The 23,557-nt window shown below is 52.6% G+C and carries 21 protein-coding genes and 1 other RNA gene; 15 read left to right on the top strand and 7 right to left on the bottom strand.

Annotated features, from left to right (window positions below; translation table 11 throughout):
* Position 1 precedes the first annotated feature (1 nt).
* From tdcB to garL, 6 genes are all read right to left on the bottom strand, one after another.
* On the bottom strand, positions 2 to 991 hold the full coding sequence (gene tdcB / locus OGY07_RS02655; protein WP_042292873.1) for a bifunctional threonine ammonia-lyase/L-serine ammonia-lyase TdcB: 990 nt from the start codon (positions 989 to 991) through the stop codon (positions 2 to 4).
* A 98-nt stretch (positions 992 to 1,089) separates the two neighbouring features.
* Positions 1,090 to 2,028 carry a transcriptional regulator TdcA gene (gene tdcA, locus OGY07_RS02650; protein WP_042292871.1) on the bottom strand — a complete coding sequence of 313 codons (939 nt, stop codon included), beginning with the start codon at positions 2,026 to 2,028 and terminating at the stop codon, positions 1,090 to 1,092.
* 699 nt (positions 2,029 to 2,727) lie between these two features.
* Positions 2,728 to 3,104, bottom strand: an RNA gene (gene rnpB / locus OGY07_RS02645) — RNase P RNA component class A.
* A 32-nt stretch (positions 3,105 to 3,136) separates the two neighbouring features.
* Positions 3,137 to 4,282: a glycerate 2-kinase gene (gene garK, locus OGY07_RS02640; RefSeq protein WP_042291772.1), complete on the bottom strand. Its 1,146-nt coding sequence runs from the start codon at positions 4,280 to 4,282 to the stop codon at positions 3,137 to 3,139.
* Positions 4,283 to 4,379: 97 nt separating this feature from the next.
* Positions 4,380 to 5,270 (bottom strand): 2-hydroxy-3-oxopropionate reductase, encoded by an 891-nt coding sequence (gene garR / locus OGY07_RS02635; RefSeq protein ID WP_286598481.1) that lies wholly within the window; start codon positions 5,268 to 5,270, stop codon positions 4,380 to 4,382.
* Positions 5,271 to 5,299: 29 nt separating this feature from the next.
* Positions 5,300 to 6,070 (bottom strand): 2-dehydro-3-deoxyglucarate aldolase, encoded by a 771-nt coding sequence (garL, locus tag OGY07_RS02630; protein ID WP_042291775.1) that lies wholly within the window; start codon positions 6,068 to 6,070, stop codon positions 5,300 to 5,302.
* 189 nt (positions 6,071 to 6,259) lie between these two features.
* Between garL and OGY07_RS02625 the strand changes: the two genes are divergently transcribed.
* From OGY07_RS02625 to OGY07_RS02565, 13 genes are all read left to right on the top strand, one after another.
* Positions 6,260 to 6,418 carry a hypothetical protein gene (locus OGY07_RS02625; protein ID WP_286598478.1) on the top strand — a complete coding sequence of 53 codons (159 nt, stop codon included), beginning with the start codon at positions 6,260 to 6,262 and terminating at the stop codon, positions 6,416 to 6,418.
* A gap of 79 nt (positions 6,419 to 6,497) precedes the next feature.
* A complete protein-coding gene (garD, locus tag OGY07_RS02620) occupies positions 6,498 to 8,069 on the top strand; it encodes a galactarate dehydratase (protein ID WP_286598475.1) in 1,572 nt (523 codons plus the stop codon).
* A 180-nt stretch (positions 8,070 to 8,249) separates the two neighbouring features.
* Positions 8,250 to 9,104 (top strand): tagatose bisphosphate family class II aldolase, encoded by an 855-nt coding sequence (locus tag OGY07_RS02615; protein WP_286598473.1) that lies wholly within the window; start codon positions 8,250 to 8,252, stop codon positions 9,102 to 9,104.
* A 49-nt stretch (positions 9,105 to 9,153) separates the two neighbouring features.
* On the top strand, positions 9,154 to 10,425 hold the full coding sequence (gatZ, locus tag OGY07_RS02610) for a tagatose-bisphosphate aldolase subunit GatZ (protein ID WP_181822499.1): 1,272 nt from the start codon (positions 9,154 to 9,156) through the stop codon (positions 10,423 to 10,425).
* Between the two features lie 14 nt (positions 10,426 to 10,439).
* Complete coding sequence (gatA, locus tag OGY07_RS02605) at positions 10,440 to 10,904, top strand: PTS galactitol transporter subunit IIA (RefSeq protein WP_286598471.1); 465 nt, start codon at positions 10,440 to 10,442, stop codon at positions 10,902 to 10,904.
* A gap of 29 nt (positions 10,905 to 10,933) precedes the next feature.
* Positions 10,934 to 11,218, top strand: a complete 285-nt coding sequence (gene gatB / locus OGY07_RS02600; RefSeq protein ID WP_042291785.1) for a PTS galactitol transporter subunit IIB — start codon at positions 10,934 to 10,936, stop codon at positions 11,216 to 11,218.
* A gap of 4 nt (positions 11,219 to 11,222) precedes the next feature.
* Positions 11,223 to 12,596, top strand: coding sequence for a galactitol-specific PTS transporter subunit IIC (locus OGY07_RS02595; RefSeq protein WP_286598469.1), 1,374 nt, complete (start codon positions 11,223 to 11,225; stop codon positions 12,594 to 12,596).
* A gap of 44 nt (positions 12,597 to 12,640) precedes the next feature.
* Entirely contained in the window at positions 12,641 to 13,684 is a 1,044-nt protein-coding gene (gene gatD / locus OGY07_RS02590) for a galactitol-1-phosphate 5-dehydrogenase (RefSeq protein ID WP_286598467.1), read from the top strand.
* A gap of 110 nt (positions 13,685 to 13,794) precedes the next feature.
* Complete coding sequence (locus tag OGY07_RS02585; RefSeq protein ID WP_042291789.1) at positions 13,795 to 14,568, top strand: DeoR/GlpR family DNA-binding transcription regulator; 774 nt, start codon at positions 13,795 to 13,797, stop codon at positions 14,566 to 14,568.
* Between the two features lie 505 nt (positions 14,569 to 15,073).
* Positions 15,074 to 15,640 (top strand): fimbrial protein, encoded by a 567-nt coding sequence (locus OGY07_RS02580; RefSeq protein ID WP_060571077.1) that lies wholly within the window; start codon positions 15,074 to 15,076, stop codon positions 15,638 to 15,640.
* Between the two features lie 78 nt (positions 15,641 to 15,718).
* The gene (locus tag OGY07_RS02575; protein WP_392397389.1) at positions 15,719 to 16,402 is read left to right on the top strand and encodes a fimbrial biogenesis chaperone; all 684 of its coding nucleotides are present in this window, start codon (positions 15,719 to 15,721) and stop codon (positions 16,400 to 16,402) included.
* Between the two features lie 30 nt (positions 16,403 to 16,432).
* The gene (locus tag OGY07_RS02570; protein ID WP_286598461.1) at positions 16,433 to 18,973 is read left to right on the top strand and encodes a fimbria/pilus outer membrane usher protein; all 2,541 of its coding nucleotides are present in this window, start codon (positions 16,433 to 16,435) and stop codon (positions 18,971 to 18,973) included.
* Positions 18,974 to 18,984: 11 nt separating this feature from the next.
* Complete coding sequence (locus OGY07_RS02565; protein ID WP_286598460.1) at positions 18,985 to 20,058, top strand: fimbrial protein; 1,074 nt, start codon at positions 18,985 to 18,987, stop codon at positions 20,056 to 20,058.
* Positions 20,059 to 20,063: 5 nt separating this feature from the next.
* Here OGY07_RS02565 and rsmI read toward each other — a convergent pair whose 3' ends face one another.
* The gene (rsmI, locus tag OGY07_RS02560; protein ID WP_286598458.1) at positions 20,064 to 20,924 is read right to left on the bottom strand and encodes a 16S rRNA (cytidine(1402)-2'-O)-methyltransferase; all 861 of its coding nucleotides are present in this window, start codon (positions 20,922 to 20,924) and stop codon (positions 20,064 to 20,066) included.
* Positions 20,925 to 20,988: 64 nt separating this feature from the next.
* Here rsmI and OGY07_RS02555 point away from each other — a divergent pair, with 64 nt between their 5' ends.
* Both OGY07_RS02555 and OGY07_RS02550 read left to right on the top strand, forming a co-directional pair.
* Positions 20,989 to 23,043 carry a penicillin-binding protein activator gene (locus OGY07_RS02555; protein WP_211935203.1) on the top strand — a complete coding sequence of 685 codons (2,055 nt, stop codon included), beginning with the start codon at positions 20,989 to 20,991 and terminating at the stop codon, positions 23,041 to 23,043.
* The gene (locus OGY07_RS02550) at positions 23,001 to 23,396 is read left to right on the top strand and encodes a YraN family protein (RefSeq protein ID WP_042291797.1); all 396 of its coding nucleotides are present in this window, start codon (positions 23,001 to 23,003) and stop codon (positions 23,394 to 23,396) included. The genes OGY07_RS02555 and OGY07_RS02550 overlap by 43 nt, the downstream gene beginning before the upstream one ends.
* The last annotated feature ends 161 nt before the right edge of the window (positions 23,397 to 23,557 follow it).

The following is a 23,557-nucleotide window of genomic DNA, read 5'->3' as shown; positions in this document are numbered from 1 at the left end:
GTTAAGCGTCTGCTAAACCCGTTATTTGCGATACACGAGAAAGATCGATATTGCCGCCAGAAATAATGCTGACCGTTTTTCTGTTCTGGATATAGCTATCTAATTTCCCGCTTAATAAAGCGGCACAAGCCAGTGCGCCAGCGCCTTCTGTCACCACTTTATTGCGCTGAATTAAGGCAATCATGCTGTTGCGTATTTCGTCTTCGCTCACGAGGACTATGTCATCCACTAATTCACGCACAATTTCGTAAGTTAAATTACCCGGGCGGGAAACGTCACAACCATCCGCCAGGGTGCCGGTCGTTCGGTGCGTGGTTATTTCTCCGGCCTGATAAGATGCCGCCATACCGTGTACGTTTTCAGCCTGAACGCCGATGACTTTAATTGTCGGGTTAATGGATTTAATCGCGATGGCAATCCCGGCAATTAAACCGCCGCCGCCAATAGGCACAATGACGTTATCGACGTCATAAAGATCCTCCATGATTTCCAGACCAATAGTGCCTTGTCCGGCAATGACTTTCGGATCGTCATACGGTGGAATAAAAATACGGCCTTCGGTTTCTACAATTTCGCTGACTTTGGCGATGGTGTCGTTAAAGTTATCCCCGTGCAGCACCACCTCCGCAGAGTAGTCGCAGGTCGCGGCAACTTTTGACTTCGGAGCGCCTTTTGGCATCACCACTTTGCCGTCAATACCGAGCATCGCGCAGGAGAGCGATACGCCCTGCGCGTGGTTGCCCGCGGAACAGGCCACCACGCCCTTGCGTTTTTCCGCATCCGTCAGCGAACTTAATTTGTTAAACGCGCCGCGGATTTTAAAAGAACCGGTACGCTGCATATTTTCGAACTTGAGAAATATTTCACCTTTGCAGCGCTCACTAAAATAGTTCGAACGCGGCATGCCTGTTTTATATATTTTTCCTGCCAGGCGTTTTTTGGCTTCGAGGATATCGTCAATGGCAACCGGTAGATCGTAAGTAATGTGCATTGTAACCTCTTACTTATTGTAAAGTAATAAATGATCGTGACCAACGGCTGAAATACAGCGCGATGGCGTTAATATTGGATTAACTAAATTTATTTGGGTTAATCGATTTCAATTAATTGCTTTCGTCTGCGACCTTTATAAGATGAATACTCTTTCGCTAATTCCACCAACACCGAGGCGGCTTTTTTAATACGATAATTTTTAGACCATATTGCAGCATATCGCGCAATGGGTAATGATTCTTCTACAGGGAGCGTAATAAACTGGTTTGAACCAAAAGGCGCGGTCATGTCACATGGAATAACAGTTAAAAAATCGGCATTAAGAACAAGATTATAAATGGTGACGACGGAGTCGGTTTTAACGATGTTTTCAATACTGATGCCATTTCTTTGCAGGGTGGTGAGGAGTTCGCTGTAGTAGCCCATATTCGTTTGTGGCAGCACCCACTGTTCGTTTTGCAACGATTCCAGCGTGGTGGTGCCGGTGCATGTTCGGGACTTATTCGCCACCAGCACGAACTCTGACTCGAACAACGGCTCGACATGGAGATCCTGTAACTTCATTTCATCGCTGAGCGTGCCAATAGCAAAGTCCAGTCGTCCGTCGCGAATCGCTGGCAGAAACGAGGAGAGCTGCGCCTCATACATAGAGACCTGCGATTTCGGGTAGACCTCTTTGAACTTCTGGATCATATCGGACATAAAGGTAAATCCAATCAACGACGGGAATCCGAAGGAGACGTCCACCACCGCGCTGTCGGTCATGCTGTTCATCTCATTCACCATGTTTTTCATCTCGCGAGTGATGGACTCTGACCACGAGAGTAAAACCTGCCCTGCGTGGGTTAAGGTGACGCCGGTGTTTTTCCGTACCACCAACTCAACGCCGAAATACGCTTCAATATCGTTAATGATTTTACTGACCGCCGGTTGAGTTAACCCTAATTCTTTCGCCGCAGATCCGATCGAACCACTTCTGATTACTTCCTGAAAGACCACCAACTGCTGAGTTTTTGGGAGAGCAAACGTATTCATATCGACCTGCGCAAATAACTTTGTTGACGGCGTGGAGTGTAACAAATTACGTAATGGGGGATATGTGCGACCACTCACAAATTGCCTTGTCATTATTTTATGAAGCTGGCAAATAAATTATTAAATTTATATTTTTCAAACAGTTATATAATTACAATGTCGCTTTAGTCTGATTTTAGTCAAAAAAATAGGGGGGGATAACAATATTTTATGGCGATAACATCGATAAACTTGTGGTTATTTTCAAAATCGGCGAATGATGATATTTCAAGCAATTATCGTGCAATTAACGTTCAAATATGTCATTAAATTTAATGTGCAATTTATCAAATATAATTATATATAAAACATAAATGACGTTAAATATTGTGGCATATCACATTTTTTTGCCGTATTTGTTTGTAAATAAACATTACTTTTATCAATAATTAAATATAAGCATACAATTCATTATCATTGCAAACAAACCATTAACACTAGTTTTTATAGATTTTATAGCAAGTAATTTTGTGAAGGCGATCGTTTGCTTTTTGTTTCTGTCGCCAAAAGAATCAAAGCCAGCGTTTTGTGTTTCCTGTCACATATCGGGAAATCTCTTGCGCCCGATACGCTCCCCTGCCGAATGGTTATCCTCGTGGACAGGCATTCATCTGCCTCACAGAAGCAAAAACCCCGCCTGATGGCGGGGTTTCAGTAATGAGTTGAAGCTGACCGATAAGCCGGGTTCTGTCGTGGACAGTCATTCATCTAGGCCAGCAATCGCTCACTGGCTCAAGCAGCCTACCCGGGTTCAGTACGGGCCGTACCTTATGAACCCCTATTTGGCCTTGCTCCGGGTGGAGTTTACCGTGCCACGGACTGTTACCAGCCGCGCGGTGCGCTCTTACCGCACCCTTTCACCCTTACCTGATCCCACGTGCGTGGGCCATCGGCGGTTTGCTCTCTGTTGCACTGGTCGTGGGTTTCCCCCCCAGGCGTTACCTGGCACCCTGCCCTATGGAGCCCGGACTTTCCTCCCCTCCGCCTGTCTCCCCCGAAAGGGACGACGACGAAGCGGCGACTGTCTGGTCAGCTTCGGCGCGAAGTATAGAGGGTTTACGCGCCCTTGTCACCCCGCGCTGCGCATTCCCATCGCCAGCGTGGCCGCAATATTTCGCGAAGCGCGGTAAATATTGTCAAATGCGCCCCGGAAGGCTTCTTCCAGCGTGCCGATGCTGCTTAATACGCTAAACACAGCATCAATACCGTGCTGGTGCACCACCGCGACGTCACGCGTCAGGCTGCCGGCAATACCTATCACCGGCTTGTGGTATTTCTTCGCCACGCTCGCCACGCCGACCGGTACTTTTCCGTGAATGCTCTGACTGTCAATTCGTCCTTCGCCAGTCACCACCAGCGTACAGTCGTGGATATGTTCTTCCAGATTCAGCGCCTGGGTCACAATCTCGATACCGCTTTTCAGCTCCGCGCCGAGAAAGGCCATCAGCGCCGCGCCCATACCGCCCGCCGCGCCTGCGCCAGGAACCTCTCTGACATCCACCCGTAGCGATTTTTTGATGATATCGGCGTAATGGGCAAGATTGGCGTCCAGTTCGACAATTAACGCCTCGGTCGCGCCTTTCTGCGGTCCAAAAATTCGCGATGCGCCCTTCTCCCCCACCAGCGGATTGGTGACGTCGCAGGCAACGCGAATCGTGCAGGCGCGTAATCGTGGATCAAGACCCGAAATATCAATTGCGTTGAGGCTGTTCAGGCTGCCTCCGCCATAACCGATCTCGGTGCCATTGGCGTCGCACAGTTTCGCGCCCAGCGCCTGTATCATACCCGCGCCGCCGTCATTGGTGGCGCTGCCGCCAATACCGATGATGATGTTTCGCGCCCCGCTTTCCAGCGCCTGCAAAATCAGCTCGCCCGTGCCGCGAGAGGTGGTGATCAGCGGATTGCGTTTTTCCGGGGGAACCAGCGCCAGTCCGCTGGCTGCCGCCATTTCGATAAACGCGGTTTTTCCGTCTCCTGACATGCCCCAGTTGGCATTGACCTTTTCCCCCAACGGGCCGGTAACCCAAGCGGAATGTTCAGTTCCCTGCGTGGCGGCAATCATGGCTTCAACTGTTCCTTCACCACCGTCGGCGACGGGAACAGAAACATATTGCGCATCCGGAAAAATTTCCCGGAATCCTTTTTCTATTGCCTGAGCTACCTCACTGGCAGAAAGGCTTTCTTTATAAGAGTCTGGGGCAATGACGATTTTCATAGGGGTAGCCTGTTACTGCATAACGCCAATTAGCGTTTCACTGTTCCGGCCTGCGCCAGGCAGGCCAGATTGCTGCGTGCCACGAGGCACGACGTGATTAGCGAGTGACTTCCACTTTCGCCAGTTTTTCGTAATAGCATGCCAGCGCGCTGTGATCGGCCGTCCCCAGCCCGTCCGCGCGCAGCACCTGCATCATCTCCATCACCGCAGCGGTCAGCGGCAGCTGCGCGCCGACACCGTGCGACGTATCCAGCGCGTTCGCCAGATCTTTAATATGCAGATCGATACGGAAGCCCGGTTTGAAGTTGCGATCCATGACCATCGGCGCTTTCGCATCCAGCACGGTACTGCCCGCCAGACCGCCGCGAATCGCCTGATAAACCAGGTCCGGGTTTACCCCCGCTTTGGTCGCCAGCGTCAGCGCTTCTGACATCGCGGCAATATTCAGCGCCACAATCACCTGGTTTGCCAGCTTGGTGACGTTACCCGCGCCGATTTCACCGGTATGCACCACGGATCCCGCCATCGCCTTCAGCAGATCGTAATATTTGTCGAAGATCGCTTTGTCGCCGCCCACCATGACGGACAACGTGCCGTCGATGGCTTTCGGTTCGCCGCCGCTGACCGGCGCGTCGAGCATATCAATCCCTTTGGCCTTCAGCGCGTCGCTGATTTCACGGCTTGCCAGCGGCGCGATCGAACTCATGTCGATCAAAACGGTGCCCGGCTTCGCGCCTTCAATAATGCCGCCTTCACCCAGCGCAACGTCTTTCACGTGCGGGGAGTTCGGCAGCATGGTGATGATCACATCACACTGCTCAGCGATCGCTTTTGCGGTAGAGGCGGTTTCTGCCCCGGCAGCAATAACTTCAGCAATCGCTTCAGGGTTACGGTCAGAAACCACCAGCGAGTAACCTGCTTTCAGGAGGTTTTTACTCATTGGTTTACCCATGATACCCAGGCCAATAAAACCAACTTTCATCGTCATATCACTATTCTCTCTTGTTGCGGTGGTGGTTATTTCTTAAAGGAATCTGCCAGCTTCTGCGTGGCGGAACGGAATACGCCCAGATCGCTGCCCACGGCCACAAACGTCGCTCCCCACTCCAGATAACGGCGCGCATCGGCTTCAACCGGCGCCAGAATGCCGCAGGGTTTACCGTTCGCTTTCGCACGGGCAAAAATGTGCTGAATGGCTTTCTGAACGTCAGGATGCGACGCGTTGCCAAGGTGGCCTAACGCGGCAGCCAGATCGCTTGGACCGACAAAAATACCGTCAACGCCTGCGGTTGCCGCAATCGCGTCCACGTTATCGACGCCCTGCTGGCTTTCGATCTGCACAATGATGGTGATGTTCTTATTCGACTGCGCAAAGTAATCCGCTACGGTGCCAAACATATTGGCGCGGTGTGATACGGATACGCCGCGAATCCCCTCTGGCGGATAGCGGGTCGCCGCCACAGCGTTTACGGCTTCTTGTTCTGTTTCCACAAACGGGATGAGGAAATTGTAAAAGCCGATATCCAGCAGACGCTTGATAATCACCGGCTCGTTGGTCGGCACGCGCACAACCGGCGCGCTGGCGCTACCTTTTAGTGCCATCAGTTGCGGGATAAAGGTTGAGACATCGTTCGGCGCATGTTCGCCGTCCAGCACCAGCCAGTCAAAGCCCGCCAGACCGAGCACTTCGGTGCTGATGGGGCTTGCCAGCGCCGACCAGCAGCCGATCTGCACCTGATGCGCAGCCAGCGCTGCCTTGAATTTGTTGGGGAAGATGTCGTTATTCATCACGTTTACCTTGTCACTTAACCGTTATATAGAGAGTTTTATAAACCGACGGACGGGTCACTATTTATTTACCCAGGCATTTAAGCCGGTATTTTATTATTGTTTGACATTTACCGATGCTAATTAAAATAACCGACGGGTGTAATAAGTTCGTGGTTCAGTATAATCAGCCGCGGTGTATTAGGCATTGTGCAAACGCTCATTAAAGAAACGGGCATTAAATATTATTTTGAGCATATGCACATAAGCCTGGGCGCTGATGCACAGATTTACGCTTTGCTCACCCTGCGGGTGTGGCGTTCGCCACAACGGGTGATCGCGATCACATTCTTATTCCAGCGCGCCTGACATGCTTATTTTATCAAAATGACATTCTCTTTTTTCAGGTTCACTGAACGAATTATTTTTAGCTGGAGAATACTGAGCAATGGCTAACATCGACATCCGACAGCAATCGCCGACGGCGTTTTATATTAAAGTTCACGACATCGATAATGTGGCAATCATTGTTAACGACAATGGTTTAAAAGCCGGAACGCGTTTCCCGGACGGGCTTGAACTGATCGAACATATTCCGCAGGGGCACAAAGTGGCGCTGGTGGATATTCCCGCGCATGGTGAAATCGTTCGCTATGGCGAGGTGATTGGCTATGCCGTTCGCAATATCGCGCGCGGAAGCTGGATCGATGAGTCCATGGTGGAACTGCCGAAGGCACCGCCACTGCACACGTTGCCGCTGGCGACCAAAGTGCCGGAGCCGCTGCCGCCGCTGGAAGGTTATACCTTTGAGGGCTATCGCAATGCCGATGGCAGCGTGGGCACCAAAAATCTGCTCGGCATTACCACCAGCGTCCACTGCGTGGCGGGTGTGGTCGATTATGTGGTGAAGATCATTGAGCGCGATCTGCTGCCTGACTACCCGAACGTCGACGGCGTCGTCGGCCTGAACCATCTGTACGGCTGCGGTGTGGCGATCAACGCCCCGGCAGCGGTAGTGCCGATTCGCACAATTCACAACATTTCGCTGAACCCGAACTTTGGCGGCGAAGTGATGGTCATCGGCCTCGGCTGTGAAAAACTGCAACCTGAGCGCCTGCTGGAAGGTACCGACGATGTGCAGAGTATCACGGTGGACAGCGCCAGCATCGTGAGCTTGCAGGATGAAAAACACGTCGGTTTCCGCTCGATGGTGGATGACATTCTGCAGGTGGCTGAGCGCCATCTCGCGAAACTCAATCAGCGCCAGCGCGAAACCTGCCCGGCCTCTGAACTGGTCGTCGGGATGCAGTGCGGCGGCAGCGATGCGTTTTCCGGCGTCACGGCGAACCCGGCGGTAGGGTATGCCTCGGACCTGCTGGTTCGCTGCGGCGCCACGGTGATGTTCTCCGAAGTGACCGAAGTGCGTGACGCCATCCATCTGCTGACCCCGCGCACGGTCAACGAAGAGGTGGGCAAGCGCCTGCTCGAAGAGATGGCCTGGTACGATAACTACCTCGACATGGGGAAAACCGACCGCAGCGCCAACCCGTCACCGGGGAACAAAAAAGGCGGGCTGGCGAACGTGGTCGAAAAAGCGCTCGGCTCCATTGCCAAGTCGGGTAAGAGCGCGATTGTTGAAGTGCTGTCGCCGGGCCAGCGGCCAACGAAGCGCGGCCTGATATACGCGGCAACCCCCGCCAGCGACTTTGTCTGCGGCACCCAGCAGGTGGCGTCAGGGATCACCGTCCAGGTCTTTACTACCGGGCGCGGTACCCCGTATGGGCTAATGGCGGTACCGGTGATCAAAATGGCTACCCGCACCGAGCTGGCAAACCGCTGGTATGACTTAATGGATATTAACGCCGGGACCATCGCCACCGGGGAAGAAACCATTGAAGAGGTCGGTCAGAAGCTGTTTGCGTTTATCCTGGAGGTAGCCAGCGGACGGAAGAAAACCTTCTCGGATCAATGGGGCCTTCATAACCAACTGGCAGTGTTTAACCCGGCGCCGGTGACGTGACGCCCCCCCTTCTCTTCTCATAAAGCATGCCCGGCGGGCGTGCTTTTTTTTCGGCCGTAATCTTTCGCAAACCTTCTTTTACTTTCGTAGCTTTCATTTATCCGATCGAAATCACATAAAAACATTACGAAAGCCTATACATTCTTTCGAAGAAGACAAACGAAAGATTTCGGAGGAAGGATGTTTATTATTTCCAGCAAGACCATGCTCAGGAAGGCCCAGCGCGAGGGTTACGCCGTACCGGCTTTCAACATCCATAATCTTGAAACCCTGCAGGTGGTCGTGGAAACCGCAGCAGAATTACGTTCACCGTTGATCGTTGCGGGGACGCCAGGCACGTTTTGCTATGCAGGCGTGAGCAATATCGTCGCCATCGCCGGGGAACTGGCGAAGTCATGGAACCACCCTCTCGCGATCCATCTTGATCATCATGAAAAACGTGAAGATATAGAACAGAAAGTCGCTGCTGGCGTGCGTTCCGTCATGATCGACGGCTCGCACCTTCCGTTTGCCGACAATATTGCCCTGGTGAAAAATGTTGTCGATTACTGCCATCGTTACGACGTTAGCGTCGAAGCCGAACTGGGCCGTTTGGGTGGACAGGAAGACGATTTGAGCGTTGACGAAAAAGACGCGCTTTATACCCATCCGCAGCAGGCCCGGGAGTTTGTCGCCGGAACCGGCATTGATTCTCTGGCCGTAGCAATTGGAACGGCTCACGGCCTCTACACCGCCGAACCGCGACTGGATTTTCAGCGCCTGGCGGAGATTCGGCAACACGTGGATATTCCACTGGTGCTGCACGGCGCCTCGGGCCTGCCCACCGGGGATATCCAACGCGCAATCTCACTCGGCATCTGCAAGGTTAACGTTGCCACCGAACTTAAAATTGCCTTTTCCGATGCCCTGAAAACCTATCTTAGTGAGCATCCCAAGGCCAATGATCCCCGACATTACATGGTGCCAGCCAAAGCCGCCATGAAAGCCGTCGTGCGCAAAGTCATCGCCGACTGCGGCTGCGAAGGCAAGCTTTGACAGATAACGCAATCGCATTCAATACAAACGAAAGATATCGGAGTCAGAAGTGAAAGAAATTATCTCGCGTCATAAAGCCGGTGAACATGTCGGGATCTGTTCTGTCTGTTCAGCCCATCCGCTGGTCATTGAAGCGGCCCTGCGCTTTGATCTGCACAGCGACAACAAAGTGCTGATTGAAGCGACCTCTAACCAGGTTAATCAGTTCGGCGGGTATACCGGCATGAAACCCGCTGATTTCCGCGATTTTGTCTATGGCATTGCCCAGGAGGTTGGCTTCCCGCGTGAGCGTTTAATCCTTGGCGGGGATCATTTGGGCCCGAACTGTTGGCAGGATGAACCCGCAGCGGATGCGATGGAAAAATCGGTGGTGTTGATTCAGGCCTACGTCGCCGCAGGATTCAGTAAAATCCACCTGGACGCCTCTATGTCCTGCGCCGATGACCCCACGCCGCTCGACCCGATGGTGGTCGCCGAACGCGCAGCGGTACTTTGCCAGGCGGCTGAAGCGACGGCAACGGAAGAACAAAAACGCCGACTGACCTATGTAATCGGCACTGAAGTTCCGGTACCGGGCGGGGAAGCCAGCAGCATTGGGACGGTTCACGTCACCCGCGCCGACGATGCCGCCCGCACGCTGGAAACGCATCAGGTTGCCTTTCGCGCTCGGGGGCTTGATGAGGCCTTAACCCGCGTTATCGCCATCGTCGTGCAGCCCGGCGTGGAATTCGATCACACCCAAATTATCCACTACCAGCCTCAGGCTGCCGAAGCGCTCACTACCTGGATCAAGGCCACGCCAATGGTTTACGAAGCGCACTCCACAGACTACCAGACCCGACAAGCCTACCGCGCGCTGGTTCGTGATCACTACGCCATTCTCAAGGTCGGCCCGGCCCTGACTTTCGCTCTGCGTGAAGCCGTTTTTGCGCTGGCGCAGATGGAAGACGCCCTGATTTCGCCGGAACAACGCAGCCGGGTGCTGGAGGTGATCGATGAAGTGATGCTTAACGAGCCTGGATACTGGAAGAAGTATTACCGGCCGACCTGGAGCCAGGCGATGGTCGATATCCATTTCAGCCTGTCAGACCGTATCCGTTACTACTGGCCGCACCCGCGTATTCGGCAAAGTGTGGAAAAACTGATCGCCAATCTGAGTGGCGTCTCATTACCGCTGGGATTAATCAGCCAGTTTATGCCTGTACAGTTTGAACGGCTGTCGGAAGGCGCGCTAACCGCCACGCCGCACAGCCTGATTATTGACAAAATTCAGGATGTTTTACGTGCATACCGGTTCGGTTGCGCGTCAGAAACAGCCTGAAAACCGGAGACGCTATGAGCCAACTTTTTGTCCGTACTGGAATTCATTTTACCTCGCGCCAGCAGGCGCTCGCGCACATTGCCGAGGAGATGCTGGCCAAAGGCGTGGTGCATGACACGTATCCGCAGGCGCTTCTCGAACGTGAAGCAAACTTTCCAACCGGCATCGCGCTGGAACGCCATGCCGTTGCGATTCCACACTGCGAAGCGGTTCACGCCAAATCGCCGGCGATCTACCTCATCCGTCCCGATACTCCGGTGGCGTTTCAGCAGGCCGATGACGACGGCGAAATTGCCGTTTCGCTGATCATCGCGCTGATCGTTGAAAACCCGGCGGCGCAGCTGAAACTCCTGCGTCGTCTGTTTAGCGAACTGCAAAACCCGGACACCCTTGAAGCGTTACTGAGTGCCCCTGAAACAGCGCTGGCAGCCCGTTTTCAGGAAACTATCCTGATGCCTGAGCCTTGCGAACAGGCCTGATAATATACTGATAATAAAAGGAATACCCTATGAAACGTAAAGTGATTGTGGCCTGTGGCGGTGCTGTCGCGACCTCTACGCTGGCCGCGGAAGAAATTAAAGAGCTATGTGAAGCCAACGATATCACACTCGACCTGGTGCAATGTCGGGTCACGGAAATCGAAACCTATATGGACGGCGCCGATCTCATTTGCACCACCGCCCGCGTCGACCGCACCTTTGGCGATATTCCTGTCGTTCACGGTATGCCTTTTGTTTCCGGGGTGGGTATCGAAGCGTTGCAGCAAAAAATACTGACGATCCTCGTGGGGTGACGCCATGTTTAGCGAAATTATGCGTTATATCCTCGACTTAGGCCCAACGGTAATGCTGCCGCTGGTGATCATCATCTTCTCAAAACTGCTGGGGATGAAGCTCGGGGACTGTTTTAAATCGGGTCTGCATATTGGCATTGGCTTTGTCGGAATCGGCCTGGTGATCGGTCTGATGCTTGACTCTATTGGCCCTGCGGCGAAAGCGATGGCCGAGCAATTTCAAATCAATCTTCACGTCATTGATGTTGGTTGGCCCGGATCGTCACCCATGACCTGGGCCTCGCAAATTGCGCTGATCGCCATCCCGGTCGCCATTGGCGTCAATATTCTGATGCTGGTGACGCGTATGACCCGCGTTGTGAACGTCGACATCTGGAATATCTGGCACATGACCTTTACCGGTGCGATGCTGCATCTGGCGACCGGATCGTACTGGCTGGGGATCCTCGGCGTGATTGTCCATGCTGCCTTTGTTTACAAACTTGGCGACTGGTTCGCAAAAGATACCCGCGACTTCTTCGGTCTGGAAGGAATAGCTATCCCGCATGGCACCTCAGCCTACCTCGGTCCTGTCGCGGTACTGGTCGATACGGTTATCGACAAAATACCGGGCCTTAACCGCATTCATTTCAGCGCGGACGATGTGCAAAAACGCTTCGGTCCGTTTGGCGAGCCGGTGACCGTCGGTTTTGTGATGGGGTTGGTGATCGGCATGTTGGCAGGCTACGACGTGAAAGCCGTCCTGCAACTGGCAGTCAAAACAGCGGCAGTGATGCTACTAATGCCGCGCGTGATCAAACCGATCATGGATGGCTTAACGCCGATAGCCAAACAGGCGCGTAAACGTCTGCAAGCCCGATTTGGCGGCCAGGCGTTTCTGATTGGACTGGATCCGGCGCTGCTCCTCGGCCATACCTCTGTGGTTTCCGCCAGCCTGATTTTTATCCCGCTGACGATCCTGATTGCGGTGCTGGTCCCGGGTAACCAGGTGCTGCCGTTCGGCGACCTTGCGACTATCGGTTTCTTTGTCGCGATGGCGGTGGCGGTACATCAGGGCAACCTGTTCCGCACGCTGATATCCGGCGTCATCATTATGGGCATTACGCTGTGGATCGCCACGCAAACCATCGGTCTGCATACCCAGCTTGCCGCCAATGCCGGGGCGCTGAAAACCGGTGGCATGGTAGCCTCCATGGATCAGGGGGGATCGCCGGTAACCTGGCTTCTGATCCAGCTCTTTACTTGGCAAAACGTTGTAGGGTTCGTGGTGATTGCCGCCCTCTATTTCACCGGCGTACTGCTGACCTGGCGTCGGGCGCGTCATTTTGCAGCCGCGGAGCAAAACGCAACGCTGACGGAAAGTCAGCCCACCGTGTAATTTCAGGGGAGCGTTCGCTCCCCGTTATCTTTCTGGAGAATGTTATGAAATCAGTGGTGATTCACGCTGAGGGAGACGTGCGCGTTGAAGAACGCCCCATGCCCCAGTTGCAAAACGACGACGACGTGCTGGTGAAAGTCATCAGTTCTGGTCTGTGTGGTTCTGATATTCCGCGTATTTTTTCTAAAGGCGCGCATTATTACCCCATTACCCTCGGCCATGAATTTAGCGGCTACGTTGAATCGTATGGCAAGGGCGTGAAGGACATGCAGCCGGGCGACGCGGTTGCCTGCGTGCCGCTTCTGCCCTGCTTTCACTGTCCCCAGTGCGAGCGTGGTTTTTACTCGTTGTGTAAACAGTACCAGTTTGTCGGTTCGCGCAGTGAAGGCGGCAATGCGGAGTTCGTTGTCGTAAAGCGCGCCAATCTGTTCCGCTTACCTTCCGATATGCCTGTCGAAGACGGCGCGTTCATCGAGCCGATCACCGTTGGTCTGCATGCGTTTCATCTGGCGCGGGGATGTGAAGGGAAAAACGTTATCATCGTTGGCGCGGGCACCATCGGCCTGCTCGCGCTTCAGTGCGCAAAAGAGCTCGGTGCGAAAAGCGTCGCCGCTATCGACATTAATCCACAGAAACTGGCGCTGGCAACAGCGCTGGGAGCCACGCGGGTGTATAACAGCCGGGAGATGAGCGCAGCAGAGATTCAGGCAGCGCAGAACGACGCGCAGTTCGACCAGTTGGTGCTGGAAACGGCAGGTACGCCGCAGACCGTCTCACTCTCAATTGAAATTGCCGGACCGCGTGCGCAGGTAGCGCTGGTCGGCACGCTGCACCATGATCTGACGCTCACCAGTCACGTTTTTGGGCTGATCCTGCGCAAAGAGCTCACGGTGCTGGGCAGTTGGATGAACTACTCCAGCCCGTGGCCAGGAGAAGAGTGGGAAACCGCCGCACGCTTGTTGACCGAGAAACGCCTGCAGCTCACCCCGCTGATTGCCCATCGGGGTAACCCAGAGCGTTTCGCAGAAGCCGTGAAAGCGCTAAACGGCGCACCTATGCAGGGAAAAATTCTCCTGGACTTCTCCTGATCGTACGAGCCAGCAACCTGCGCTGGCTCACATTTACTTTCGAAATTTAGCGTTCACCTTTCGCAATCCTTCGATTAAACTAGTCACAGTTAATTATCAGGCAAATCAATATGAACTCATTTGAGCGAAGGAACAAAATTGTCGACCTGATTAATTCGCAGGGCAGCGTGTTGGTGCTTGATCTTTCGAATACCTTTGGTATTTCTGAAGTCACTATCCGTGCCGATCTGCGTTTGCTGGAGGAAAAGGGTCTGGTTACGCGGTTTCACGGCGGCGCGGCTAAACCCGGAAGTCATCTGGCGGAAGGCGATAATCAGGAAGTTATACTCGAGGACCGTTACCAGCTTGCCAGCGATCCGAAAAAGCGCATTGCTCAGTCAGCGGCGGCGATGGTGGAAGAAGGGATGACCGTGATTCTGGATAGCGGCAGCACCACGTTATTGATCGCCGAAGCGTTGAACCGTAAGAGCAACATTACCGTGATTACCAACAGCTTACCGGCGGCATTTACCCTGTCCGACAACAAAGACCTGACGCTGGTGGTTTGCGGCGGCACGGTAAGGCATAAAACACATTCCATGCATGGCACCATCGCCGAACGTTCGTTACAGGGCATCAGCGCAGACTTGATGTTTGTCGGTGCGGACGGTATCGACGCCACCAACGGGATCACCACCTTTAATGAAGGGTATTCGATAAGCGGAGTGATGGCCGCTGCGGCACACAAAGTTGTCGCCGTTCTGGACGCCACCAAGTTCAACCGCCGCGGATTCAACCAGGTTCTCCCCATGGAGAAGATCAACTGCGTGATCACTGACGATGGCATCAGTAAGCAGGATAAAGCGGCGGTGCTCAAAACCGGCGTTGAGCTTATTATTGTATAGAGCTTCACTTAATAAAGGCAGGCCTGCGCCTGCCTGCAGCGAGTCTACTTTTTATCCGGTTATACAAATTAAAAATACTGTTTAGTTTAAGATTATATCTTTAGCTTGATGGTATCTTATCCCGAAAGAAATTTATATAAAGATATTGCACAAAAATAATATTAAAAAGTCTTTTTTGAGATGAATCGCCCCCTCATATCAATAATATGAATATTTTTATTTGACTTATCTTAAATAGACTGCTCACTTTTATTTAACCTTACACTTTCATTATGACTTAAAATCAACCAGTTATGAGCAACAGCATTAAGTATGAATTTTTAAAACCCCCTGTTGACAGATCAATTAACCACCAGCCAAATAGACTTTATTAATATAAATATATTCCGAAAACATAACATTACGCCATTCTAAGCCGTCAGGAACTGTATAATCCTTAAAGCATGCAGATATATTGCCTAATGAAATATTTCATTGTATTTTAAGCAAGGATAAGGAATTAGTAATGAAACGCTATACGAAATCCGTTATTGCGGGTTTACTCACGCTTTCCGCAAGCCACGCGTGGGCGACAGATGGAACGATTGAATTTACCGGGCAAATATTAACCAGCACCTGTGAATTTGCTAATGGCGACACGGTTGATGTTGAACTTGGTCATTACGCCGCTTCTCAGTTCAAAACCGTTGGCGATAAAACGCCAAGTATTCCAGTCACTATCCCATTAAAAAATTGTCCAACTGACCCGTGGGAGCACGTTGATGGTGTTGAAGATGCGTCTTTCCAGCTATGGTTAGAAACACGAAATGGCGGAACGACCGGAACAAATGACGAACTGGTTGCGGTGACGGGTATGGACGAACCTGCGACGGGTGTCGGTATTCGTATCGATAATGACCAGGGGACACAAATGGCCATTAACAAACTCAACGATCCTAAAGTGTCTTTCCCTATTACCGGGGCGACGATGGATATCAATTTACTGGCTTATTACGTTTCAACCGTAGAGTCTAAAGACATTACCCCAGGTGAAGCAAACGCTTCGGTTGATGTCACTCTTGATTACCGTTAATCCCTTCATCATATCTCTTTATCCCTTTTTACAGGGATAAAGAGATATTAACATTTCAGGGAGTAAATAATGAAGAGACTGGCGACACTGGCATTTTTTATCTTGCTTACCACTCTGGCAAGCACGGCTTTCGCAGGGGGTATCGTACTGGAAAGGACGCGCGTTATTTATGACGCCAGTAAAAAAGAGGCCGCTCTGCCGCTCGCTAACCACAGCGAAAAAATGCCTTATCTGCTGCAATCATGGGTAGAAAACAGCAACAACAGCTCGCGCGGCCCGTTTATTGTCACGCCCCCACTGTTTCGACTTGATGCCGGAGAAGACTCTACGCTACGTATTATTAAGGCTGATGGACAGGTGCCTAATGACAGAGAGTCGATGTATTTTATCAATGTGCGAGCCATTCCTGCACAGAACAAAGCCGATCTCGCCAATACCAATACATTAACGTTAGTGTTTAAAACCCGAATCAAACTTTTTTACCGACCAAAAGGACTCAACGGTAAAGCCAGAGATGCTTTCAAAGCGCTCGAGTTTGGCATCTCAGCGAACCAACTGACTATTTATAACCCATCGGCATATCATGTCGTTTTTGCGGGATTAAGTTTAGACAATGTCAACCTCACCGACAAAATTGAATACATCGCGCCGCAGGAAAGAAAAATAATTGCCATCAATGCCACGACTGGAAGAACGGTGAAATGGGCGGCAATAAATGATTTTGGTGGCAGTACAGCGCCAGAAACACGCCTGATTCCATAAAACAGGCAACGCTTCAGTGATAAGGGAAATATGAGCTATAAGCGGAAAAAGGATTTAACGGAGAAAATCGATGTCCTGTACGCAAAGAAATATTTGCGCCACTGCATCAGGTACCTTTTGCCGTTTACCATCACCAGCGGTTACCTGGTTTCAGGTACTGTTTTTGCCGATGACTATTTTTTCGACCCCGCTCTACTGGAAACCGCCAAAAGCGGTCAACGCCCCGTCGATCTGTCACTTTTTTCTCATAAGAATGCACAGCAACCCGGTGAATATTCTGTCGATATTTACATCAATAATAAAAAGATGATGCAACGAACGCTGCCTTTTGTCATCGCAAATAATCACCAGCTTCAACCACAATTTACAGTAGGGCAACTACGCGAATTAGGCTTTAAAGTCGATGAGAATCCGGCATTTGCCAATGCTGATGACGGTAAGCGCATTCCCGATCTCGCTAAAGCCGTTCCCGGTAGCGTTGCGATATTTGATTTTAACCACAGCAAACTCAAGTTAAGCGTTCCGCAAATTGCCCTTTATCGCGATGCCAGAGGCTATGTCGATCCTTCGCGCTGGGATAACGGTGTTCCGGTCGTTTTCACCAACTACAGTTTCACCGGTTCCAGAAGCCGCTACGACAATAACGAACAAAGTGAACGCCAGTACATGAACCTGCAAAGTGGCGCGAACTTCGGCGAGTGGCGATTACGTAACTACTCCACCTGGACGCACAATGAGGATGACGCTCGTTGGGACAGCATCAACAGCTGGTTGCAACGGGACATAAAGTCCCTCAGGTCACAGTTGGTGATTGGCGAAAGCTCAACAGACGGCGCCATTTTTCCGGGCTACCAGTTTACCGGCGCTCGCCTTTACTCCGACGACAACATGCTGCCAAACAGTCAAAAAGGCTTTGCGCCAACCATTCGTGGCATCGCCAATTCCAGCGCTATCGTCACGGTTCGCCAGAACGGTTATACCATTTACCAAAGCAACGTCCCTGCGGGCGCATTTGAGATTAACGATCTCTATCCCTCCTCCTTCGGGGGCGATTTGGACGTCAGTATCGAAGAAGCCGACGGGACAGTTCGCCATTTCGTTCAACCTTTCTCGTCGCTTCCCGTTATGCAAAGGCTGGGGCATCTGAAATACAGCCTTACTGCGGGTCGCTTTCGCGCCGCCCAATCAGCAGAGAGTAAAGAACCCCAATTTATTGAAAGTACCGGCATCTATGGTCTGAGCAACGCCCTGACGGTGTATGGCGGAATGCTAACCGCTGAAAATTATCGGTCGCAAACCGTCGGCGTTGGCGGCACTCTGGGAGAATTCGGCTCCGTTTCAGTGGATATTGGCAGGGCAGAGACGCAATTTGACGATGGCAATACCTTTGAAGGCTATACCTGGCGTACCCAATATATTAAAGATTTGCCAGAAACTGGCACGAATTTATCGCTGGGATATTATCGCTATACCAGCAATGGCTATTTTACGTTTTCTGATGCCAATGCAAAGAATATAAATAATAGTTACCGTCAAAAAAGTGAAGCACAATTCAGCATCAGCCAGACGCTACTCAACAGCATCAATTTTTACGTTTCCGGTTCTCAACGTACCTACTGGAACGACAGCCAAAAAGATAACAACTTCTCCGCAGGACTGAATGGCAGCCTCTACGGCGTCAGCTATAACCTTAACGGACAATTCACCGATTCAACGGACCGCGAGAGCGAGCGCTCCGTTTCGCTCAGTATTAGCGTACCGCTGGATCGATGGCTTCCCCATGCGCAGGCGACATGGCGTGTTACGGAAGATAAAAATAAAGCGACGCAGCATGAGGTAGGAATTAATGGTTCGCTGTTGGATGACCATCGTCTGAGCTATAGCCTTAAGCAACGGCAAAGCGAAAATAACGACAACACCAGTAGCAGTTTTTCCGCAAATTACCGCTCCGCATACGGTACCGTCAGCAGTAGCTACGACTACAGTCCAGATAATCGCCAGCTCAGCTATGGCCTTTCTGGCGGCGTCGTTGCGCATTCTCATGGCGTAACGCTGTCCCAGCCGCTTGGTAATGCCTTTGCGCTTATTGACGCCAATGGCGCCGCCAATATACGGATTAAGAACTACCCGGGAATCGCAACCGACTATTTTGGCAATGCCGTTATCCCTTTTCTCACCCCGTATCAGGAAAACCGAATTACGCTGGACACGACCACCATGCCGGATGACGTTGACGTAACGGAAACAGCAAAAATCGTCGTGCCAGGTCAGGGCGCTGCCGTGAGTGCCTATTTTAGTGCGCAGACGGGGCGCAGAGTTTTACTCACCGTGACCGATGCGCAGAACACCCCTTTACCTTTCGGTGCTATGGCGAATAACCAGAGTGCGGGAACGCAAAGCATCGTGGACGAGGGCGGCGTGCTTTATCTCACTGGGGTTAATGAGTTGCCGCAAACCTGGACGATTCGCTGGGGTAAAGAAGCCAGCCAGCAATGTCAGTTTACTTATAGCCTGTCAGAAAACCGGCAGAGCGCATCATCTGTTCTAAAAGACACAACGGTATGTCGTTAAGGGTGTATTCGATGAGAATTTATATTTTATCTGTGATTACCGCGCTTATCGCCCTGGCTTCTGCCTCACCGGCTCAGTCAGCGACAGGTATCTGCGAAGCGAATGGAAATTTTATGACAGATATCGCAACCGACTGGACAAAAGAACAGAATGTGACAGCTTCAGTCTGGCAGATCCCTTCGGCAGCCAGGGGCAATGCCTATCAATTAGGATGCGACTGCAGTGCTAACACCAAGGTAAACCTTTATTATTCTACCGTCAGCGCAATCACCACCACCGGACATTTAAGTGGTTTTTATCGTTTAAACGACAGTCTGGACATTAAAACCGAGATTAACGATATTCCCAACGCAGGTACCGTACTTGTTCCCACGAAAATTGGTTCGCCCATCAAGGATACCAGCGGTTCTTACAGTACAAAAACCAGTAACAGCGTCTGTAATGACGATCCTGCCGAGCAAAGATCGTCAGCGATTTCAATTGGTATGGATACCACATTTACGCTGTATGTCCGCAAACCGTTTTTAGGCGAAATGATTATTCCTGACACCCTTGTCGCCTACATCCAGGCGGCATGGAGCAGCTCGTCGACCTATCCAAAAACCTTCAATAATATTGCTGAACTGCATATCCAGGGGCGAATTACGGTTCCACAACACTGTAAGATTAATCAAGGAGACGTCATCCAGGTGAATCTTGGAACGATCAGTGCTGCGCATTTTACAATTAAGGACCAAATGCCTGAGCATTACACACCCATTAACTTCGACATTACCTATGACTGCGGGGATATGTCTGAAATAAAGAACAGCCTGTATATGTATATCGAGGGCAGCGATTTGGCCAGCCAATATGTGCTCGTCGCAAGACGCAGAGAGTCTGACAACGTGCCGGATGTGGGAATCCGCCTGGTGGATATCACCACCACAAACATAGATATTCCTTTTAACCCCGGCGCACTTCTGATGGACAGTTCCGGCAGCGGGACCGCGCATTTACAGGCTTACCCGGTCAATCTCACCGGGGGCACGCTTGCCGGAGGGCGTTTTAAGGGGACCGCCACCATTACCGTGGTGGTGAAGTAGCAGCGTTAGTCCTGCTGCTCCAGCGCATACTTATACAACGCGTTTTTCTTCACGCCGTGAATTTCAGCCGCCAGCGCGGCGGCTTTCTTCAGCGGCAGCTCCGCCTGGAGTAACGCCAGCGTGCGCAGGGCGTCAGCGGGCAATTCGTCTTCTTGCGCTTTATGCCCTTCGACAATTAATACCATCTCGCCCTTGCGGCGGTTTTCGTCATCCTTCACCCACGCCAACAGCTCGCCGACCGGCGCACCGTGAATCGTTTCCCAGGTTTTGGTCAGCTCTCGCGCCAGCACGACGTAACGGGCTCCTCCCCATACCGCCACCATATCTTCCAGACTGTCGAGCAGGCGGTGAGTCGATTCATAAAAAATCAGCGTCCGCGCTTCCGCTTCGAGGGCTTTGAGTGCATCACGCCGGCCCTTTGATTTTGCAGGTAAAAAGCCTTCATAGCAGAAGCGATCAGAAGGCAAGCCCGCCGCGCTTAATGCCGCAATAGCCGCGCAGGGCCCCGGCAGCGGCACCACGCGTATCCCCTGCTCACGGCAGGTACGCACCAGGTGATAACCCGGATCGTTAATCAACGGCGTTCCGGCATCTGATACCAGCGCAATGTTCTGCCCTTCTTTCAGCTTTGCCACCAGCGTATCGGCTTTTTGTTGCTCGTTATGGTCGTGCAGGGCGAACAGGCGGGCGGTAATCGCGAAATGCTGCAACAGCAAACCGGTATGACGGGTGTCTTCAGCGGCAATTAAATCAACGGCTTGCAAAACTTCGAGCGCACGTTGGGTAATATCGGACAAATTCCCGATGGGAGTAGGTACAATAAAGAGTTGGCCGGGAGATTTATCCGCCGATTCGTGTTGTTTCATTGTGTCGTCCGTATTGCCGATTTAATATTGAGCATTGCGTATAAAAAATATCACTGGATACAGTATGGTACCCTTAACATTTTCTCGTTTAAAAGCCGCGCGCTGTCTGCCCGTCATTCTGGCAGCACTGATTTTCGCCGGCTGTGGCACCCAGGCGCCCGATCAAAGCACTGCGCACATGCAGGGCAGCGCGCAAGCTGACTCTGGCTTTTATTTACAGCAAATGCAGCAGAGCGCAGATGATAGCAAGACCAACTGGCAATTACTCGCCATTCGTGCCCTGCTGAAAGAGGGCAAAAACCAGCAGGCTATCGAACTGTTTAATCAACTGCCGCAGAACCTGAACGACGCCCAGCGCCGTGAGCAGGCGCTGCTGGGGGCAGAAGTGAAGGTCGTGCAGCAGGACGTTGCCGGCGCGAAAAAACAGTTAGGCGAGATCGATATTTCCGCGCTGGATAAAAATCAACAATTGCGTTTCTGGCAAATCGGCATCGCCGCGGAACAGGGACAGCCTTCCCTGACGCTCCTGCGTGCGCTGATCGCCCAGGAACCACTGCTCGGCGCAAAAGAAAAACAGGCGAACATCGATGCCACCTGGCAGGCGCTGACCTCCATGAGTCAGGATCAGGCGAAAGCGCTGGTTATCAATGCGGATGAAAACGTACTGCAGGGTTGGCTGGATCTGCAGCGGGTCTGGTTTGATAACCGCAGCGATCCGGACATGATGAAAGCGGGCATTACAGACTGGCAAAAACGCTATCCACAGAACCCGGGAGCGAAAATGCTGCCGACGCAATTGGTGAATGTGCAAAGTTTTAAGCCAGCGTCCACCAGTAAAATCGCCCTGCTGTTGCCGCTGAACGGTCAGGCCGCCGTTTTTGGCCGCACCATCCAGCAAGGGTTTGAAGCGGCGAAAAACCAGGGCACGCAGCCCGTAGACGCGCAGCCAGCCGCCCAGCCCGCGCCGGTAGAGGCGCCTGCGCCAGCCGAACAACAGCCGCAGGTAACCGATGGCGTCGCCAGCCCGTCTCAGGCGTCGGTGAACGACCTGACCAACGAGCAGCCAGCACAGCAACCCACGCCGACCAGCGCCCCGCAAACAGCGCCTGCACAGCCTGTAACGGCAAGCGCGGCGGCGAATCCCTCCGCGGAACTCAAAATTTATGACACCAGCTCACAGCCGCTGACGCAGATCCTGAATCAGGTTCAGCAGGATGGCGCGAGCATCGTGGTAGGCCCGCTGCTGAAAAGCAATGTCGATGAGCTGATCAAGAGCAATACCCCGCTGAACGTGCTGGCGCTAAACCAGCCGGAAGCGGTGCAGAACCGCGTCAATATCTGCTATTTCGCCCTCTCGCCGGAAGATGAAGCGCGCGACGCCGCCCGTCACATTCGTGACGAGGGTAAACAGTCGCCGCTGCTGCTGATCCCACGCAGCGCGCTGGGCGATCGCGTGGCCAACGCTTTTGCTGAAGAATGGCTGAAGCTGGGCGGCGGTACCGTGCTACAGCAAAAATTCGGTTCTACCGCAGAATTACGGATGGGCGTCAACGGCGGCGCCGGCATCGCGTTAACCGGTAGCCCGGTCGCCGCCAGCGCGCCATCGCAGCCTGGGGTGACCATTGGCGATCTGACCATTCCGGCGCCGCCAACCGAGGCCCAAATTACCGGTAGCGGCGGTCGTGTCGACGCGGTCTATATACTGGCGACGCCGAACGAGATCGCGTTTATTAAGCCGATGATCGCCATGCGCAACGGCAGCCAGAGCGGCGCAACGCTTTACGCCAGCTCCCGTAGCGCACAGGGAAATGCCGGACCGGACTTCCGTCTGGAAATGGAAGGCTTACAGTACAGCGAAATCCCAATGCTCGCTGGCGGCAATCCGTCGCTGATGCAACAGGCGCTCGGCGCGGTACGCAACGACTACTCTCTGGCGCGCATGTACGCGATGGGCGTTGACGCCTGGACGCTGGCGAACCATTTCTCGCAGATGCGTCAGGTTCAGGGCTTTGAAATCAACGGCAACACCGGCGCGCTGACCGCTAATCAGGACTGTGTGATTAACAGGAAGTTATCATGGCTCAAATACCAGCAAGGGCAGATCGTCCCGGCCAGTTAACGAGCAAACAGACCGGCGGCGCGTGGGAAGTCACCGCGCGACGCTGGCTCGAGCGCAAGGGACTGCAGTTTATCGCCGCCAACGTCAACGAACGTGGCGGCGAAATTGATCTGATTATGCGTGAAGGTAAAACGACCGTCTTTGTTGAGGTCCGCTACCGCCGCTCAGCAGCCTTCGGCGGCGCGGCGGCCAGTGTGACCCGGAGCAAACAACGCAAATTATTACACACTGCCCGCTTGTGGCTCGCGCGCCACAATGGGAGTTTTGATACTGTGGATTGCCGGTTCGATGTGTTAGCCTTCACCGGAAATGATGTTGAGTGGTTAAGGGATGCCTTTAACGACTGCTCATGATACTTAAACCAGTTCCTGCTTATAAGGCGTCATTGTTGCCGCCAGTCCGGGCGGACAGCGCGGAACACCCGGAGCGTACGTATCGTACGTGCGGAGGGTAAGCGCTTGCCAGGAACAAATGGCAAATAAAATAGCCTTATAGCAGGGACTTAAGGATTCGC

It is taken from the genome of Citrobacter sp. Cs237 (genome assembly GCF_030332325.1).
In the GTDB taxonomy this organism is placed as follows: Bacteria; Pseudomonadota; Gammaproteobacteria; order Enterobacterales; family Enterobacteriaceae; genus Citrobacter_A; species Citrobacter_A sedlakii.
The sequence above is the reverse complement of the archived record's forward strand: the minus strand, read 5'-3'. Positions and strand labels throughout refer to the sequence as shown.